This window comes from Aliidiomarina sp. B3213 (assembly GCF_003290085.1).
Taxonomy (GTDB): domain Bacteria; phylum Pseudomonadota; class Gammaproteobacteria; order Enterobacterales; family Alteromonadaceae; genus Aliidiomarina.
In genome coordinates, this window is the sequence record NZ_QMKJ01000001.1 from 571,558 (window position 1) to 586,719 (window position 15,162).

Annotated in this window: 18 protein-coding genes; 5 read left to right on the plus strand and 13 right to left on the minus strand. The window is 43.6% G+C overall.

What is annotated here, in order from left to right:
• Position 1: 1 nt before the first annotated feature.
• The 5 genes from DQX04_RS02745 to DQX04_RS02765 all read right to left on the minus strand — a co-directional run bounded on the left by DQX04_RS02745 (position 2) and on the right by DQX04_RS02765 (position 3,980).
• Positions 2 to 745: an SDR family NAD(P)-dependent oxidoreductase gene (locus DQX04_RS02745; protein ID WP_111914260.1), complete on the minus strand. Its 744-nt coding sequence runs from the start codon at positions 743 to 745 to the stop codon at positions 2 to 4.
• Positions 742 to 1,179, minus strand: a complete 438-nt coding sequence (locus DQX04_RS02750; RefSeq protein ID WP_111914261.1) for a nuclear transport factor 2 family protein — start codon at positions 1,177 to 1,179, stop codon at positions 742 to 744. The genes DQX04_RS02745 and DQX04_RS02750 overlap by 4 nt, the downstream gene beginning before the upstream one ends.
• Positions 1,172 to 2,575, minus strand: coding sequence for a deoxyribodipyrimidine photo-lyase (locus DQX04_RS02755; protein WP_111914262.1), 1,404 nt, complete (start codon positions 2,573 to 2,575; stop codon positions 1,172 to 1,174). The genes DQX04_RS02750 and DQX04_RS02755 overlap by 8 nt, the downstream gene beginning before the upstream one ends.
• A 2-nt stretch (positions 2,576 to 2,577) precedes the next feature.
• Positions 2,578 to 3,513: a DUF523 and DUF1722 domain-containing protein gene (locus tag DQX04_RS02760; protein WP_111914263.1), complete on the minus strand. Its 936-nt coding sequence runs from the start codon at positions 3,511 to 3,513 to the stop codon at positions 2,578 to 2,580.
• 89 nt (positions 3,514 to 3,602) lie between these two features.
• On the minus strand, positions 3,603 to 3,980 hold the full coding sequence (locus tag DQX04_RS02765; RefSeq protein ID WP_111914264.1) for a VOC family protein: 378 nt from the start codon (positions 3,978 to 3,980) through the stop codon (positions 3,603 to 3,605).
• Positions 3,981 to 4,134: 154 nt separating this feature from the next.
• Between DQX04_RS02765 and DQX04_RS02770 the strand changes: the two genes are divergently transcribed.
• The 3 genes from DQX04_RS02770 to DQX04_RS02780 all read left to right on the plus strand — a co-directional run bounded on the left by DQX04_RS02770 (position 4,135) and on the right by DQX04_RS02780 (position 6,112).
• A complete protein-coding gene (locus tag DQX04_RS02770) occupies positions 4,135 to 4,743 on the plus strand; it encodes an LON peptidase substrate-binding domain-containing protein (protein WP_256371949.1) in 609 nt (202 codons plus the stop codon).
• An 81-nt stretch (positions 4,744 to 4,824) separates the two neighbouring features.
• Positions 4,825 to 5,457, plus strand: a complete 633-nt coding sequence (locus DQX04_RS02775; protein ID WP_207916202.1) for a sigma-70 family RNA polymerase sigma factor — start codon at positions 4,825 to 4,827, stop codon at positions 5,455 to 5,457.
• Positions 5,450 to 6,112, plus strand: coding sequence for a ChrR family anti-sigma-E factor (locus tag DQX04_RS02780; protein WP_111914266.1), 663 nt, complete (start codon positions 5,450 to 5,452; stop codon positions 6,110 to 6,112). Before DQX04_RS02775 ends, DQX04_RS02780 begins: the two co-directional genes overlap by 8 nt.
• 57 nt (positions 6,113 to 6,169) lie before the next feature.
• On the opposite strand, the gene ihfA is transcribed toward DQX04_RS02780, so the two are convergent.
• The 7 genes from ihfA to thrS form a co-directional block, all read right to left on the minus strand.
• Complete coding sequence (gene ihfA / locus DQX04_RS02785) at positions 6,170 to 6,460, minus strand: integration host factor subunit alpha (protein ID WP_111914267.1); 291 nt, start codon at positions 6,458 to 6,460, stop codon at positions 6,170 to 6,172.
• 1 nt (position 6,461) lies between these two features.
• On the minus strand, positions 6,462 to 8,852 hold the full coding sequence (pheT, locus tag DQX04_RS02790) for a phenylalanine--tRNA ligase subunit beta (protein WP_111914268.1): 2,391 nt from the start codon (positions 8,850 to 8,852) through the stop codon (positions 6,462 to 6,464).
• A gap of 11 nt (positions 8,853 to 8,863) precedes the next feature.
• Positions 8,864 to 9,844, minus strand: a complete 981-nt coding sequence (gene pheS / locus DQX04_RS02795) for a phenylalanine--tRNA ligase subunit alpha (RefSeq protein ID WP_111914269.1) — start codon at positions 9,842 to 9,844, stop codon at positions 8,864 to 8,866.
• A 130-nt stretch (positions 9,845 to 9,974) separates the two neighbouring features.
• Entirely contained in the window at positions 9,975 to 10,334 is a 360-nt protein-coding gene (gene rplT / locus DQX04_RS02800) for a 50S ribosomal protein L20 (RefSeq protein ID WP_111914270.1), read from the minus strand.
• Between the two features lie 15 nt (positions 10,335 to 10,349).
• On the minus strand, positions 10,350 to 10,547 hold the full coding sequence (rpmI, locus tag DQX04_RS02805) for a 50S ribosomal protein L35 (RefSeq protein ID WP_111914271.1): 198 nt from the start codon (positions 10,545 to 10,547) through the stop codon (positions 10,350 to 10,352).
• Positions 10,548 to 10,622: 75 nt separating this feature from the next.
• Positions 10,623 to 11,180: a translation initiation factor IF-3 gene (gene infC, locus DQX04_RS02810; protein WP_111914842.1), complete on the minus strand. Its 558-nt coding sequence runs from the start codon at positions 11,178 to 11,180 to the stop codon at positions 10,623 to 10,625.
• Between the two features lie 9 nt (positions 11,181 to 11,189).
• The gene (gene thrS, locus DQX04_RS02815; protein ID WP_111914272.1) at positions 11,190 to 13,103 is read right to left on the minus strand and encodes a threonine--tRNA ligase; all 1,914 of its coding nucleotides are present in this window, start codon (positions 13,101 to 13,103) and stop codon (positions 11,190 to 11,192) included.
• 157 nt (positions 13,104 to 13,260) lie between these two features.
• Between thrS and DQX04_RS02820 the strand changes: the two genes are divergently transcribed.
• A complete protein-coding gene (locus tag DQX04_RS02820; RefSeq protein ID WP_111914273.1) occupies positions 13,261 to 14,154 on the plus strand; it encodes a DMT family transporter in 894 nt (297 codons plus the stop codon).
• 122 nt (positions 14,155 to 14,276) lie between these two features.
• On the plus strand, positions 14,277 to 14,486 hold the full coding sequence (locus tag DQX04_RS02825) for a CPXCG motif-containing cysteine-rich protein (protein ID WP_111914274.1): 210 nt from the start codon (positions 14,277 to 14,279) through the stop codon (positions 14,484 to 14,486).
• Here the strand turns inward: DQX04_RS02825 and DQX04_RS02830 are convergent.
• On the minus strand, positions 14,483 to 15,121 hold the full coding sequence (locus DQX04_RS02830) for a riboflavin synthase subunit alpha (RefSeq protein ID WP_111914275.1): 639 nt from the start codon (positions 15,119 to 15,121) through the stop codon (positions 14,483 to 14,485). The two genes, DQX04_RS02825 and DQX04_RS02830, sit on opposite strands and share 4 nt — an antisense overlap.
• Positions 15,122 to 15,162: the final 41 nt, after the last annotated feature.

Here is a 15,162-nt window from a genome sequence, read left to right on the forward strand (position 1 = left end):
TTTATTCCTTGTCTAAACGGCTCGAAATCAGAACCTGTAATCTCATTGGCAATCTACTCATAAAGCGCAGAGCCCATCCAAAGACTCGTGGGAAATAAATTTGTGCTTTCCCCTTGTCTATTCCTTTACGTATTGCTTTTGACGCCTCCTCCACTGTTGTAAGAAAAGGCATCTCAAAATCATTCGCATCAGTCATGGGCGTTTTCACAAACCCAGGGGAAACCGAAGTTACGCGTATACCTCGAGACTTCAAATCTAACTTTAAGCTGTTGGTAAAATAATGAACTGCCGCTTTACTTGCCCCATAGGCTTCAGCACGAGTGAAAGGAAGAAGTCTAGCCATACTGTCGATGACCACTAGTTGGCTGCCAGCAGGTAGTTTGGGTATCAGCACACTGGCACAGTTCACAACTCCCATGAAGTTCGCGTCGAATACACGTTGAAACAACTCTGAATCCATCTCTCCTGCGTCATCTACATATTCACAGACACCCGCATTGAGGATTACACAGTCAATATGGTTTTCGCTGCTTAGCGCATCCTTGACGCTCTCTCTATCTGTCACGTCAAAAGTTTTTAAGACGCACTCTCCATTCTTTCCTGCGCCCTCGGAACTCTGAGATAATTCATTAAGCTTCGTTTTGTTCCTTCCACAAGCAATAACCTTGTTCCCTTGTGCAAGGTAATCTAATGCGAGTTGCTTACCAATACCTGACGTTGCACCTGTAATTAAGACCGTCTTCATAATTTTGCTCGCTTTTTGATTGCCCGAATAACCGAACTTACGATTGGAATTTGTTCGTAGAGCATTGCACCTAAATCAAAGTAGTCACGGTGAAACACGACTTTAGTTCCGTTGTCATTAGTAATAAGCCGGCTGGTACCATCGATAGAGAAAAACTTGCCACCATTCAATTTCGGATGCTCTAATGTCATGGTCCATACTAAGAACACAGTATTCTTAACGACTGTCGTCTCTTGTATGTCAAACGTACAACGCTTGGCGTTCGCCAAACCGTGTTGAAAATAGCTCTTTAACGCGTCTAAACCCTCAACCTTTTGCACAGGGTCTTGGAATATAATGTTCACATCATAAATATCTGGCAACATCGAAAGTGAATCTACAGACAAGTCAGCATAAAAAGCTTTAATCAACTCAATAATCTCGTCATTAACCATTTTTTATGCTCTTAAATTGCGTTAAAAACTTCTCCCGTTGAGTCTTGTGATCAACAATAGGTCGCGGGTAGTCGCTCTGTTTGTTTTTCAAGTACTCTTCAGGACGGTGAATATATTTTTTAGGTACGTCCTTTAACTCTTTGACCCAAGAACGGATAAAGTCACCATTAGGATCAAACCGTTCGCTCTGCCTTTCTGGATTGAATACTCGAAAATAAGGCACAGCATCAGTACCAGTAGAAGCACTCCACTGCCAACCTCCGTTATTTGCTGGGAAGCTTCCGTCAATGAGGTTTTGCATAAAATATTTCTCACCCCAACGCCAGTCGATGAGAAGATCTTTCACTAAAAAGCTTGCGGTGATCATGCGAAGGCGATTGTGCATCCAACCCGTTTCATTTAGCTGCCTCATTCCCGCGTCAACGATTGGGTAACCAGTATTGCCCGAGCACCATGCTGCAAATTTCTTCTCATCATTTTCCCAATTGAACGCGTCGGTTTCTTGAATAAACGCTTTACCGTAACTCAGGCGAGGAACATGCCACATTAGGTGCTGATAAAAATCACGCCACGCTAATTCGGATAGCCAGGTTTCTTGTCCTTGGTTAAGACCATCCGGAAAATTTGGCGAACTTTCCATCAGCTTTCTTATAACCGTGTTTACACCGATAGCCCCAATTTCAAACCATGGTGAAAATAGTGACGTAGAGCGCTCACTGGGGGCGTCACGGCCAGTGTGATAATGATTCACAACGTCATGAGTAAACGCATCGACGTGCTTTAAAATATCTTTGGTATCCGTACTCCAACTGTTACTACTATTCTTTTTTCCTTTTAGCGATACTTTTTGAAAGCTCAACGGCTCTGCCTTTGCTGACAAAGACGATGGAGACTCAGGCAAGCTTTCTGCTAATAACTTTTTCCAAGCTCGATAGAAAGGCGTAAACTTTTTAAAGTAAGTCCCCTGCCCGGTTTTTACCTTTTCCGGTGCAACGGCGATGACGTTATCGAAAATATGGGTAGAAATGTTGTGCTGTTGACACCAAGACGCAACCGCTTTGTCGCGCTGTTTCTCGTGAACTGGCATTTCACGATTAAAATAAACGGATTCTATATTTTGCTGTTTACATATCTTAACTAACTTGCCTGCACACTCTGCATACTCCTTCACCGAGATAACTTCGAGTACTACACCAAGCTCTGCCAACTCTTGACCAAGCGCATTCACACGCCGCTCATACAAGTCCCTCTTTATAGGAGCCCAATCATGTTCCTCCCACGTTTGCTCGGTTTCAAAAATAACAGCATGAAGCGTATCCTGGTTATTCCATGCTTGCGACACAGCTTGATTGTCAAACAGGCGTAGATCCTGCTTAAACCAAATAAGTCCGGCCATAGCTACAACCCGTATCTTAGTTTCAGTTGTTGAGGATAAGGATTAAAATACGACTGACTTGCCAAGTAGTCGTTGGGGTAAATTTTTTGGTAATGCTTTAATAATGTAAGTGGTGAGCTCAACGGCTCTATGCCTTTACGATACTGAAGTATGAGTTCCGCCAACTCTTCCTTTTCGACCTCAGATAGGTAATTTTTAAAATAACCTTGGACATGCTGCATCACGTTAGTGTGATTCTTTCGTGACGCGGGTTTACTTAACGCTTCCATAACTCTAGAAATGTACTCGTTTTCAAATCGCTCTGTAATTTGGTGGGTTTGTGCCAACTCGTGCCCGATCTGTCGATAAAGAGGCTGGTTATGTGCTAGTAGAAGCAATTTGTGGCGAGTATGAAAATCAAGTAACGCTTTTTTTGTAAGCGGGCGAGTTAGCCCTTGCCAGTCTGCGTATATGAACACGCGCAAAATAAAATTTTCACGCAGAAATGGATCATTCAAGCGACCATCTTCTTCAATAGGTAAATTAGGCTGTAACTCCATTAACCGCTGGGTAAAGATGCCGACTCCATTCTTTTCGTTATGCTTTTCCCCAGGCTTATATACTCGAACTCTTTCCATTCCACAGCTAGGAGACTTGGCACACAAAACGTAACCGCTTAACTGCGTGAATTTATCTTGGTGCTGATTGGCAAATCCCTGTAATTGCTCGGTGACATCGGTTTCTGTTTTTGGAATGAACGCTCGAACCCCCTTTTCATCATGTTGCTCAAGGCGAATGGAGGGACGAGGCACACTCAATCCTATACCGACCTCGGGGCACAATGGTTGAAACTGTACATATTTACTGAGTTCTTGTTGACAAAATAAAGAGGCTTTATGGCCACCATCAAATCTTACTTTTTGGCCCATCAGGCAAGAGCTAATTCCAACCTTAATCAATGTTTTACCTCGATTTTTTTAAAAGCTTTGAAACAAATACGTTGCAACGACTCCATTGGTTCAGCCTAACAACATTTTTGTTGATACAACTAATTCATTGAATGTAGGCCAATCATATTACCCTCTGAATCATTAGCGAGCGCAACGTATCCATAATCACCTATGGACATTTTAGAACGAACGATAGAACCTCCACTCACGCCGACACGAGCCTCCTCTTCCGCGCAATTTTCACACGAGAAATAGACGATAGTGCTGTTGTTACTGGGTGAAACACCTTCGGTACACACTAGCGCTCCAGAAGCTCCGTATGCAGACATATCCGAGGGAAAACCTCTCATAACAAGTTGTTCTTCCGTTGGGTTTCCTATCGGCTCGAGTTTAATTTTAAAAACGCTTTCGTAAAACTTCACAGCACGGGCCATGTCACTTACATACAATTCAAACCAACCTATCGGGTTATTCATAGTTGTCCCTCGCAGAGCTGTTGCTCGCAGTTGTGAAATAAAACACAACGTTCAATTCACGAAACGAAGATGAAAATTTAATCAAATTATTTAGATCCGAAATACTAACAGTATGCGTAAAAGGAACGAATTCACAACGTTTTTGAAGCAAATGATGTATCAGAGTCAAAAGCAAATACCATTGTTCCCGCTATCTTCTGTCGTTTTACCAGGCGGCCGAATGAAATTGCGCATATACGAACCACGCTCTTTGTCGATGGTTAAAGAAGCCATGAAGAACAACGCGGGTTTTATCTGTGCCTCCTTAAATAGCAAAGGAAATACAGATGAAAACACGCACATTCATCCTATAGGCACAATAGTCGAGATAGTTGATTTTGACGCGTTGAATGACGGTATGCTGGGGATAACTGTTCAAGGCGCTAGACTAGTCAGAATATTCAATATCACCACTGACAAAACCAACTTACGACGTGGGGACATTGAATTCTTGGAGCATAATTCAACGTTGCAAACTCCTGAAGCATTTCCAGTATTGGTCGAGAAGCTGAAAGAAGTTTTTGAACAATTCCCCGAACTAGAGGCTCTATATCCGAAAAAATATTACGACGACGCCAGTTGGGTGTGCTTACGTTGGTTGGAAATTTTGCCGTTAGAAGCTAGCGTTAAGCAAAGCTTGCTGACCCATCAATGCCACCATGTACTCACTGAATACATCGCGTCTTTGTTTGAAAAAGAGCAGATGAGCAAAGAAACCGAATAAATAGTGATCTATATAGAAACCTCCGGAGTAAATTGTTTAGTAAACAACGTTTGTATATAAGCTTAGAAGGCGTAGACTACTATGCAGGTTGCACAAGCGAGAAATAACGGTAAACAAATGAAAAGAAGCGCCATTGCCGATAGCGCAAAATGTTCAGCAGAGTATCTTTCAGGGTTACTGTCGAAAGTTGCTCTCGAACAGTCTAGGGCTGCATTTAGTGAACTATTCAGCTATTTCGCCCCGAGATTACTGGCGTATGGCACGCGACAGTTTGGCAATGAAGCTATTGCTTCAGACTTGGTTCAGGAAACCATGACAAACGTATGGCACAAAGCTCATTTGTTCAAAGCAGACAAAGGTTCACCGACAACGTGGATTTTCACCATCGCACGTAACATCAGATTCGATTTCCTTCGTAAGAACAAACATCGAATGAACGACCTTAGTGCGGACGATCTATGGCCCATTCTTGCAGAAACGAACGAATCGTTTGACGACGACGTATCTTTAGATCAAACGGTCTTACTACAAGAAATTCAGAGTTACTATGCTCAATTACCCGACAACCAACGTATTGTTATAGAAAAAATTTATCTGGAAGGAAAGTCTCAGCAAGAAGTTTCTGATGCGTTAGAAATACCATTAGGAACGGTAAAGTCTAGAACTCGATTAGCTCTCCAGAAGTTAAAGGAGATGATTGTTAGCCATGATTAAATTTCACCCCAACGACCAACTTATTGAGAAATATGCTGCTGGCAGCTTGTGCACAGCCACATCAGTCGCAGTAGCAACTCATGTTGATATGTGTTCGCGCTGTCAGCAACAGGTAAAAGATGCTGAAGAAATTATGGCTCGTCGTGTGCTGCAAGACATCCGAACGCCCAGAAGCGCAAACCTTGAAGCAATGTTCGAGCAGATTATCGAGTCTCGCCCGCCGAAAGAATTGAAACAGGAACAAGTTGACCCGTTTATCAGCTTGGAGGGGAAAAAGTTTCGTCTACCTTCCACGCTGGCGCGTCAAAAGCATCGTATCGGGCATTGGAGTTGGGTTCCCGGAAAAATGATGAAGGCGCATGTTGATATTGGAGAACAAGAGACTTTAGACCTTATTTATATGGCTGAAAACAGCAAGGTTCCGGAGCATACGCACCGAGGTCAAGAAATTACACTCGTGCTAAATGGCGTTTTCAATGACGAAAAGAACGAGTACCGCGACGGAGACTTTGTTTTACTCGATAAGAAACATACCCATACACCTGAAACGCAACATGAAGATTGTTTAACGCTTGCCTCTTTAGACGCTCCGTTATACTTCACCTCAGGTATCGCAAGGTTACTCAACCCGTTCAGTAATTTATTTTTCAAATAAGCATAAAAAAAGGTGAATGCAGCGCATTCACCTTTTTTCCTTCCTGCTTCCGCAAGCCTATTTTTTGGCGTCTTCCACTCTCGCTTTAAGCTTCTGACCAGGTCTAAAGGTAACCACCCTACGCGCAGAAATAGGAATATCTTCGCCTGTTTTAGGGTTTCTGCCCGGCCGTTCCGCTTTATCACGGAGATCAAAATTTCCGAAACCAGATATTTTCACTTGCTCTCCACTTTCAAGAGCAGCTCTTATTTCTTCAAAAAACATTTCAACCAATTCTTTGGCGTCTCGCTTACTAATGTCGAGCCTTTCATGTAATTGTTCTGCAATATCTGCTTTCGTTAGTGCCATTTTAACTATCCCTCAATACCGCGTTAAACTCTTGTTTAAGTAGGTCAACGACGGTTGCCACAGATTCATTAACGTCTTGCTCTTCCAATGTACGGTCTTCAGCACGCAGTATAAGTGCTAATGCCAAGCTTTTCTTATCAGAAGGTAGATTATCACCTTGATAAACGTCAAATAAGTGTAGGTCAACTACATGATTTGCGCCAACTTTCTTGACAGATTCTAGCAATTCGCCTGCCGCTAGGTTTTTGTCTACCACTAAAGCTAAGTCTCTACGAATAGACGGGAACTTAGAAATGGACTTCGCAACCGGAATATTGCGCTCTAAAATAGGTGTTAACTCAAGCTCGAACACAAAGGTTCTGGACTTTAATCCGAATGTTTTTTCAAACTGCGGATGTAACGCACCAACGAAGCCTATGTATTGGCCGTCTTTATAAATCGCCGCGCTTTGTCCTGGATGCAACGCCGAATGTTCGGATGCTACAAAGCGGTAGTCAGACAAGAAACCATGAGCCTTTAATAGAGACTCTACATGACCTTTCACCGTAAAGAAGTCAGTTGGCTTCGAACCTTGTTGCCAATGTTCACCATAAACAGGCCCATAAACAACGCCACCGATCACTGAAACTTGCGAAATACCATTTTCCGCATCTTCCTGAGGTGTGAACTTTAACCCCGTTTCAAATAGCTTCACACTCGAGTGCTGTCGCTTCTGATTATAACCCGCAGCAGACAGCAAGGCTGGCAGCAAGCCTAGGCGCATAGACGACATATCTACTGAAATTGGGTGAGGCAAATTAAGCGCCGCACTCTCAGGGTAGAGTAATGCCTGATGTTTAGGATCAACAAAACTATAGGTAATTGCTTCTTGATAGCCTTGGTCTAAAAGACGTTGTTGTAATTCATTCAGCGGAGTCACAGACTCTTCCTGACGCGTCATTTTTAACTCAGCTGTAGGCGCAACAGATGGAATATTATTGTAGCCGTATACTCGTGCCACCTCTTCAATGAGGTCTTCTTCTATAGCAATATCAAAACGATAAGGAGGAACTTTAACGCTCCATTCATTATCATCAAACTTCGTAGAGAAGCCCAAACGCTGAAGGATTTCTGTCACTTTTTGCGGATCTAATTCGATACCAAGTACTTTCGACAAACGTGAATTACGCAAAGTTACGTTCTTCGTTTGTGGTAAAAAGTTCGTATCTTTCGCTTCTGTAATCGGGCCTGCTTCACCACCGCAAATACTTAATACAAGTGAAGTAGCACGTTCCATAGCGATACGCTGTAACTCGGGGTCTACGCCTCTCTCATAACGGTGTGACGCGTCCGTATGAAGGCCAAAACGACGAGCCTTACCCATTATGAATTCAGGGTTAAAATACGCGCTCTCTAAAAAAATATGACGAGTTTTCTCGGTTACTCCAGACGCTTCGCCACCAAAGATTCCTGCGATAGCTAAAGCCTTTTCTTGATCGGCAATCACTAATACATCATCTGAAAGCTCAACAACTTCACCATCTAAAGTCTTAAGCGACTCGTTTTCTTTCGCGAAACGAACTTGTATTCCACCTTTTAAAGTATCGAAGTCGAACGCATGCATCGGGTGACCAAGTTCTAGCAATACAAAGTTGGTAATGTCGACCACAGGATCGATACTACGAATACCGCTACGTCTTAACTTTTCCACCATCCATAGTGGTGTTTTGGCATTCATATCAATATTTTTGATGACGCGACCAAGATAACGAGAGCAAGCTTCTTTAGCATCTAACTGAATAGCTAGCGTATCGCGAATCGTTGCCTTATTGTCGTTAACACGCGGTTCAGCTACATCTAAATTGTTAAGTACACCCACTTCACGCGCTATACCACGAATACCTAAGCAGTCTGCACGGTTTGGGGTTAGGTCGACATCTAGAGTTTTGTCGTCCAGATTCATCCACTCACGAAAGTCTGTACCTATAGGTGCGTCCGATGGAAGCTCAAGAATACCGTCGTGGTCGTCGTTTAGCTCTAGTTCAGACGCTGAACAAAGCATGCCATTCGAGGGCTCGCCACGCAGCTTTGTTTTCTTAATTTTAAAGTTACCAGGTAAGACCGCACCAATAACCGCGACAGCAACCTTAATACCTAAGCGGCAGTTTGGCGCACCGCAAACGATATCTAGAAGCTCGTCACCACCAACGTCTACTTTAGTTACACGAAGCTTGTCTGCATTAGGATGTTGTCCACATTCTTTAACTTCACCGATAACTACGCCGGTAAACTCACCTGCAACAGGTTCAACAGCGTCGACTTCCAAGCCAGCCATACTTAATTGCTCAGCGAGTGCCGTACTATCTAACTCTGGGCTTACCCATTCACGTAACCAATTTTCACTAAACTTCATTATCCTACTCCTTAGTTAAATTGGCTTAAGAAACGCAAATCGTTTTCAAAGAACGCGCGCAAGTCGTTTACGCCATAACGCAACATCGTTAGGCGCTCAACGCCCATACCAAATGCGAAGCCAGTATATTCTTCAGGATCAATATTTACGGCCTTCAGTACGTTCGGGTGAACCATACCGCAGCCTAAAACTTCTAACCACTTACCACCTTTTCTCCGCACATCAACTTCTGCAGAGGGCTCTGTAAATGGAAAATACGAAGGTCTGAAACGAATTTCCAAATCTTCTTCGAAAAAATGATGTAAAAAGTCATGCAAAATTCCTTTCAATTCAGTGAATTTCACATTTTTGTCAACCATCAAGCCTTCTACCTGATGAAACATCGGCGTGTGTGTTTGGTCGTAGTCGTTACGATAAACACGCCCAGGAGAAATAATGCGTAAAGGAGGTTGTTCCACTTCCATGGTTCTAATCTGTACACCTGAAGTTTGCGTTCTAAGCATCGTTTCAGGGGTAAAATAAAAGGTATCGTGGTCTGCACGCGCTGGATGCTGTGCGGGAATATTCAATGCGTCAAAGTTGTGGAAGCTATCTTCAACTTCAGGACCTTGTTTAACGCTGAAACCAAGTTGACCAAAATAAGCTTCAATACGTTGAATGGTGCGTGTAACAGGGTGAAGCTCGCCTGCTTTCACGGAAACCCCTGGCAGCGTTACGTCTACCCTTTCAGCTTCGAGCTTTACAGCCATAGCTTCGCGCTGTAAATCGTCTCTACGTGCATTTAGCAACGACTGGAATTCTTGCTTTGCTTCGTTAATTGCCTGACCTGCAGCTGGCCGTTCTTCTGCCGACAACTTACCTAACCCTTTCAGGTGTTCTGTAAATTGACCTTTCTTACCCATGTAAGAAACTCGAACTTCATCGAGTTCCTGCACGGTACTCGCGTTTTCTATCGCTGTTTTGGCAGCATTAAGCGTTGCTTGTAACTCCATTAGAATCCTCTGTATTTCTGCTGGCGGAGGCAATTATATGTTCTGCAGTTTTTGAAGGCAGAATAATACCAGAAAGCAAAGAAAAAGGGAGCCAATTGGCTCCCTTTCTTAAGACAAACCTCAGCTTAAATTAAGCTGAAAGGCCTTCTTTCGCTTTTTCAACAAGAGCAGTGAAACCTGCTTGGTCGTGAACAGCGATGTCTGCCAGAATCTTACGATCGATCTCAACAGATGCCTTTTTCAAGCCATTGATAAAGCGGCTATACGACAAACCACCTTGACGCGCTGCAGCGTTGATACGAACAATCCACAACTGGCGGAATTGACGCTTCTTCGCACGACGGTCACGGTATGCATATTGACCCGCTTTAGTTACAGCTTGAAACGCAACGCGATAAACGCGACTACGTGCACCGTAATAACCTTTCGCCTGCTTCAGTACTTTTTTGTGACGCGCACGCGCGATCACACCACGTTTTACTCGTGCCATGCTCTATCTCTCCTCTTATGCGTACGGTAACATGCGATCAACTAACACTACATCGTTCTGATGTACCATGTTTTTCGCACGAAGGTGACGTTTACGCTTAGAGCTCTTCTTGGTCAAAATGTGACGCAAGTGAGACTGCTTGCACTTATAACCGCCTGAAGCAGTTTTCTTAAAGCGCTTAGTAGCGCCTTTTACACTTTTCATCTTTGGCATTACAAAAACTCCGCATTGATTGCCAATTGAGTTACAGGGTGAGAAACCGACATGATTTCTACTTGAGAACCACTGCTACTTCTTACTATCAGGTGCCAAAACCATAATCATTTGACGACCTTCAGCCCGACGAGGGAAAGCCTCGCAGTTAGATATTTCATCTAAATCGAGTTTAATTCGCTCTAGAAGTTGAATACCCAACTCTTGGTGTGCCATTTCTCGGCCACGGAAACGCACGGTGACTTTAGCTTTGTCCCCCCCCTCAAGAAAGCGACGCAGGTTGCGCAGTTTGACCTGGTAATCGCCTTCATCTGTGCCAGGACGGAATTTAACTTCCTTAACCTGAATCTGTTTCTGCTTTTTCTTTTGCTCTTTCTGCTGTTTACTTTTTTCGTAAAGAAACTTGCCGTAATCCATGATTCGACATACGGGCGGTTCAGCATTAGGGCTAATTTCTACCAAGTCGAGACCGGCTTCTTCAGCCATCCCTATCGCTTCGTTAATACTTACGACTCCGACTTGTTCACCTTCTGCGTCAATCAACCGTACTTCCGAAACGGTGATGGCATCATTAATCCGGGTTTTATCGGTCTTTTGACCTTTTCTTCCACCTTTAATGGTTTCTTCCTCCAGCAAATTTTATTAAAGAGTACGAGCAGCTACTTCACTACCAAGCTTTTCTATAAACGCTTCGGTCGTGAGTTTTCCTAAATCTTCACCACTGCGAGTACGTACCGCAACTTGTTGTTGTTCGACTTCTTGGTCACCAACAACTAACAAGTAAGGCACGCGTTTAAGCGTGTGCTCGCGAATTTTAAAGCCAATCTTCTCATTTCTCAAGTCAGCTGTCGCCCTAAATCCTTTATTTTTCAGTTCTGACACCAAATTTGAGACATAATCGGCCTGTTTATCGGTAATATTCATCACCACAACCTGGTTTGGCGACAACCAAGTTGGGAAAAATCCAGCGTATTCTTCGATTAAGATCCCCATGAAACGTTCTAGAGAACCTAAAATTGCACGGTGAATCATCACTGGAATGTGGCGTTCGTTATCTTCGCCAACATAACTCGCACCTAAACGCTCCGGCAGAGCAAAGTCGAGCTGAACTGTTCCGCATTGCCAAGCACGGCCGATTGTATCAAAAAGCGTGAATTCAATTTTCGGACCATAGAAAGCGCCCTCACCTGGCAAATATTCAAATTCAATGTCTTGCGACTTCAACGCTTCAGACAATGCACTTTCAGCACGGTCCCACATTGCGTCGTCACCTAAACGCTTCTCTGGCCGAGTCGACAATTTCACTTGGATATTGTCAAAACCAAATGTTTGGTATGTCTCGTAAACCATACGAATACAGCCCGCAACTTCTTCTTGTACCTGAGATTCAGTACAGAAAATATGTGCGTCGTCTTGAGTAAATCCACGAACCCGCATTAGTCCGTGTAAAGCACCTGACGGCTCGTTACGGTGACAGCAACCAAATTCAGCCATACGCAAAGGTAAGTCGCGGTAAGACTTTAAGCCTTGGTTAAATATCTGAACATGGCCTGGGCAATTCATCGGCTTCACCGCGTAGTCACGGTTTTCTGAATGCGTTGTAAACATCAGTTCAGAAAACTTATCCCAGTGGCCAGAACGTTCCCAAAGCACACGGTCCATCATTAACGGACCTTTAACTTCTTGGTAATCGTATTCGCGAAGCTTTTCACGTACAAATTTTTCTAATTCCTGAAAAACAGTCCAGCCGTTGTGATGCCAAAATACCATTCCAGGTGCTTCTTCCTGCCAATGGAATAGATCTTGCGCTTTACCGATTTTACGGTGATCACGCTTTTCTGCTTCTTCCAAGCGTTGCAAATAAGCTTTTAATTGCTTTTTGTCTGCCCACGCTGTGCCATAAATTCGCTGCAACATTTTGTTGTCTGAGTCGCCACGCCAATACGCACCGGCTACTTTCATAACTTTAAAGTGTTGACAGAAGCTCATGTTAGGCACGTGCGGTCCACGGCACATATCTATATATTCTTCGTGGTGATATAAACCCGGGCGGTCACTCTTCTCAATGTTCTCATCAAGAATCTCAACTTTGTATGACTCACCACGCTGCACAAAGGTTTCTCTTGCTTCTTCCCAGCTTACTTTCTTTTTGACGACCGCATAGCCTGTTTTCGCCAACTCTTTCATGCGTTTCTCTAACGCATCTAGGTCGTCTTGCTGCAAAGGTTTGTCGATATCTACGTCGTAATAAAAGCCATTATCGATAGTTGGACCAATCGCCATTTTCGTATCAGGCCAAAGCTGTTTAATAGCATGGCCTAGTAAGTGAGCACACGAGTGGCGGATAATTTCTAAACCTTCCTCGTTTTTACTGGTGATAATCTCTAAGCTTGCGTCTTCAGTGATCAAGTCACAAGCGTCGACAAGTTCACCGTTAACACGTCCAGCAATCGTTGCTTTGGCTAAACCAGGGCCAATATCAGCAGCGACGTCGAGTACAGAAACATCGTTAGAGAATTCGCGTTTACTAGAATCGGGAAGCGTAATTACAGGCATGACTTCTATTTCCTTTCACAGTGGTGACACCTACCAAGTGCCACTTGTATATGCATTGTATAAAAAGGTAGACGGTAGTACATTGTGCACCGCCTCAAAAAGAAGCGAAACTATACCTAAAATCGGCACTTGAATCAAACCAGCAAAGTAACTCTAAATGTCTATTTACCTTGGTCAAATTGCGGCACTTACCGCAGCCGCATGTTGGGCTTTAGCCACTATTTTATATAGTCGAAGTACCCAAACATTAAGCTCTATGCAACTAAACTTTGTGAAAAGTCTAATTGCTACTCCGCTGCTGTTGCTTGTAGCCATCCTAATGCCCGGCAACTTTTGGCAAGGATGGGATATGCCGCAGTTTGCTCTTATGCTGATTAGCGGTGTTATCGGGATAACTATCGGGGACTCGTTATATTTCGCATCCTTAAGGCGTTTAGGCCCTGGTAAAACAATTCTTCTCGAGTATTTAGCTCCGCCGTTAGCTGCTGTTATAGCTTGGCTAACCCTGAGAGAAACACTTTCTTTATTGCAAGGCCTTGGAAGTTTAATCGTTATACTAGGTGTGCTTTGTGTCATTACTGAGAAACAAAACCACGAAGGACAACCACGAAAGTACGCATATTATTTGTTTGGGGTGGGTGCAGCTCTCTGCCAAGCGATCGGGTTAGTTATGGCATTTTCCGCATTCTCTAACATAGAGGTCTCCCCCATCGAAGCGGCTTTTGTACGAATTGGCGGAGGTACGCTGGTGTTAACCGTTGCTTTAGCTCTAACACAACAGCAAATATTTAGGCGAACTCAAGCCAGTTTGCGCCACACAAACCTAAAATCGCTATTTTTCGCGGTATTTGTGGGTACATTTTTAGCGATTTGGTTGCAACAAGTCGCAGTAGCTACTGTATCACCAGGTATTGCCCAGACCTTACTTTCCACTGCACCACTGTTTTTGTTGGCTACACAAATGGTTACCGGCTCCAAACCGACATTAAGAGCTATCGGCGGAACTATCATAGCTATGTTTGGCATAACAACATTGTTTATTTGGGTTTAAACATAGTTTTTAACTAAATATGCCGTATTCATCGATAGTTAAGTGATTAAGCAATCACCCGCCTTTCACAGTGCAAAAGCGTTGCTAAACTTAATTTAGGTTCGGCAACAAGAGACAAGCTTATGTCTGAGGAGAAACTGCAAGACGCTATTGTGCACTGCCCACACTGCGGCCATAACGTGCATGTCGACATCGACCTTAGTGAAGATGAGCAAGATTATATGGAAGAGTGCCAAGCGTGCGGAGGTGACATTCATTTACACTTGTTCTTACACCCAAGTGACGAAAAATATCACCTTCGAATTAACGCAGACGACGAGCAATACTACTAGTTAGCGGATAGCCCAAATTTGCCACTAGCCATTACACGCTTAACTGTTTCAACGGTCGTGAAGGTTGTTTGGTCAACCTCAATATTGACCTTATCGCCGGCTTTAAGGCTACCCAAGTTCGTCACCTCAAGCGTTTCAGGGATTAAATGAAGCCAAAAACCTTGCTTCTCCACCTCCCCTACTGTCAAACTTGCACCGTTCACAGCAATAAATCCCTTTGAGAAAACATATTCCAGCCAAGGTTCCGAAAGCCCGATAAGCATACGGCAGTTGCTTTCCGTATCAACCCTCTCTAGTAGTGTTCCCTGAGACTGAACGTGACCAGAAACAATATGTCCACCAAGCTCAGTACCCATTTGCAAGGAGCGCTCAACATTCACCTGAGTGCCGACTTCAAGCAAACCCAAGTTGGTTTTATCTAAAGTTTCGTCAATCACGTCAAAACGAATAAACGCACGACCTGATTTAAGTCCAAACTCAACAGCTGTTAAACAACAACCATTCACCGCGACACTTGCGCCCTTTTCTAAATTCTCTATCCACTTTTCGGCAAGCGACACGGTTAATTGTCTAAACTCTGATTGATCGACAATGTCAGAAACGATAGCTTGAGTTTGCACGATTCCTGTAAACATGAAATAACCGCCATAGGTAATTCTTTAATAATGTTACGTAT

Coding starts and splice junctions, on each gene's coding strand:
- DQX04_RS02745 (WP_111914260.1), bottom strand. CDS start 745: ATGAAGACGGTCTTAATTACAGGTGCAACGTCAGGTATTGGTAAGCAA.
- DQX04_RS02750 (WP_111914261.1), bottom strand. CDS start 1,179: ATGGTTAATGACGAGATTATTGAGTTGATTAAAGCTTTTTATGCTGAC.
- DQX04_RS02755 (WP_111914262.1), bottom strand. CDS start 2,575: ATGGCCGGACTTATTTGGTTTAAGCAGGATCTACGCCTGTTTGACAAT.
- DQX04_RS02765 (WP_111914264.1), bottom strand. CDS start 3,980: ATGAATAACCCGATAGGTTGGTTTGAATTGTATGTAAGTGACATGGCC.
- DQX04_RS02770 (WP_256371949.1), top strand. CDS start 4,135: ATGTATCAGAGTCAAAAGCAAATACCATTGTTCCCGCTATCTTCTGTC.
- DQX04_RS02775 (WP_207916202.1), top strand. CDS start 4,825: ATGCAGGTTGCACAAGCGAGAAATAACGGTAAACAAATGAAAAGAAGC.
- DQX04_RS02780 (WP_111914266.1), top strand. CDS start 5,450: ATGATTAAATTTCACCCCAACGACCAACTTATTGAGAAATATGCTGCT.
- ihfA (WP_111914267.1), bottom strand. CDS start 6,460: ATGGCACTAACGAAAGCAGATATTGCAGAACAATTACATGAAAGGCTC.
- pheT (WP_111914268.1), bottom strand. CDS start 8,852: ATGAAGTTTAGTGAAAATTGGTTACGTGAATGGGTAAGCCCAGAGTTA.
- pheS (WP_111914269.1), bottom strand. CDS start 9,844: ATGGAGTTACAAGCAACGCTTAATGCTGCCAAAACAGCGATAGAAAAC.
- rplT (WP_111914270.1), bottom strand. CDS start 10,334: ATGGCACGAGTAAAACGTGGTGTGATCGCGCGTGCGCGTCACAAAAAA.
- rpmI (WP_111914271.1), bottom strand. CDS start 10,547: ATGCCAAAGATGAAAAGTGTAAAAGGCGCTACTAAGCGCTTTAAGAAA.
- thrS (WP_111914272.1), bottom strand. CDS start 13,103: ATGCCTGTAATTACGCTTCCCGATTCTAGTAAACGCGAATTCTCTAAC.
- DQX04_RS02820 (WP_111914273.1), top strand. CDS start 13,261: ATGTCTATTTACCTTGGTCAAATTGCGGCACTTACCGCAGCCGCATGT.
- DQX04_RS02825 (WP_111914274.1), top strand. CDS start 14,277: ATGTCTGAGGAGAAACTGCAAGACGCTATTGTGCACTGCCCACACTGC.
- DQX04_RS02830 (WP_111914275.1), bottom strand. CDS start 15,121: ATGTTTACAGGAATCGTGCAAACTCAAGCTATCGTTTCTGACATTGTC.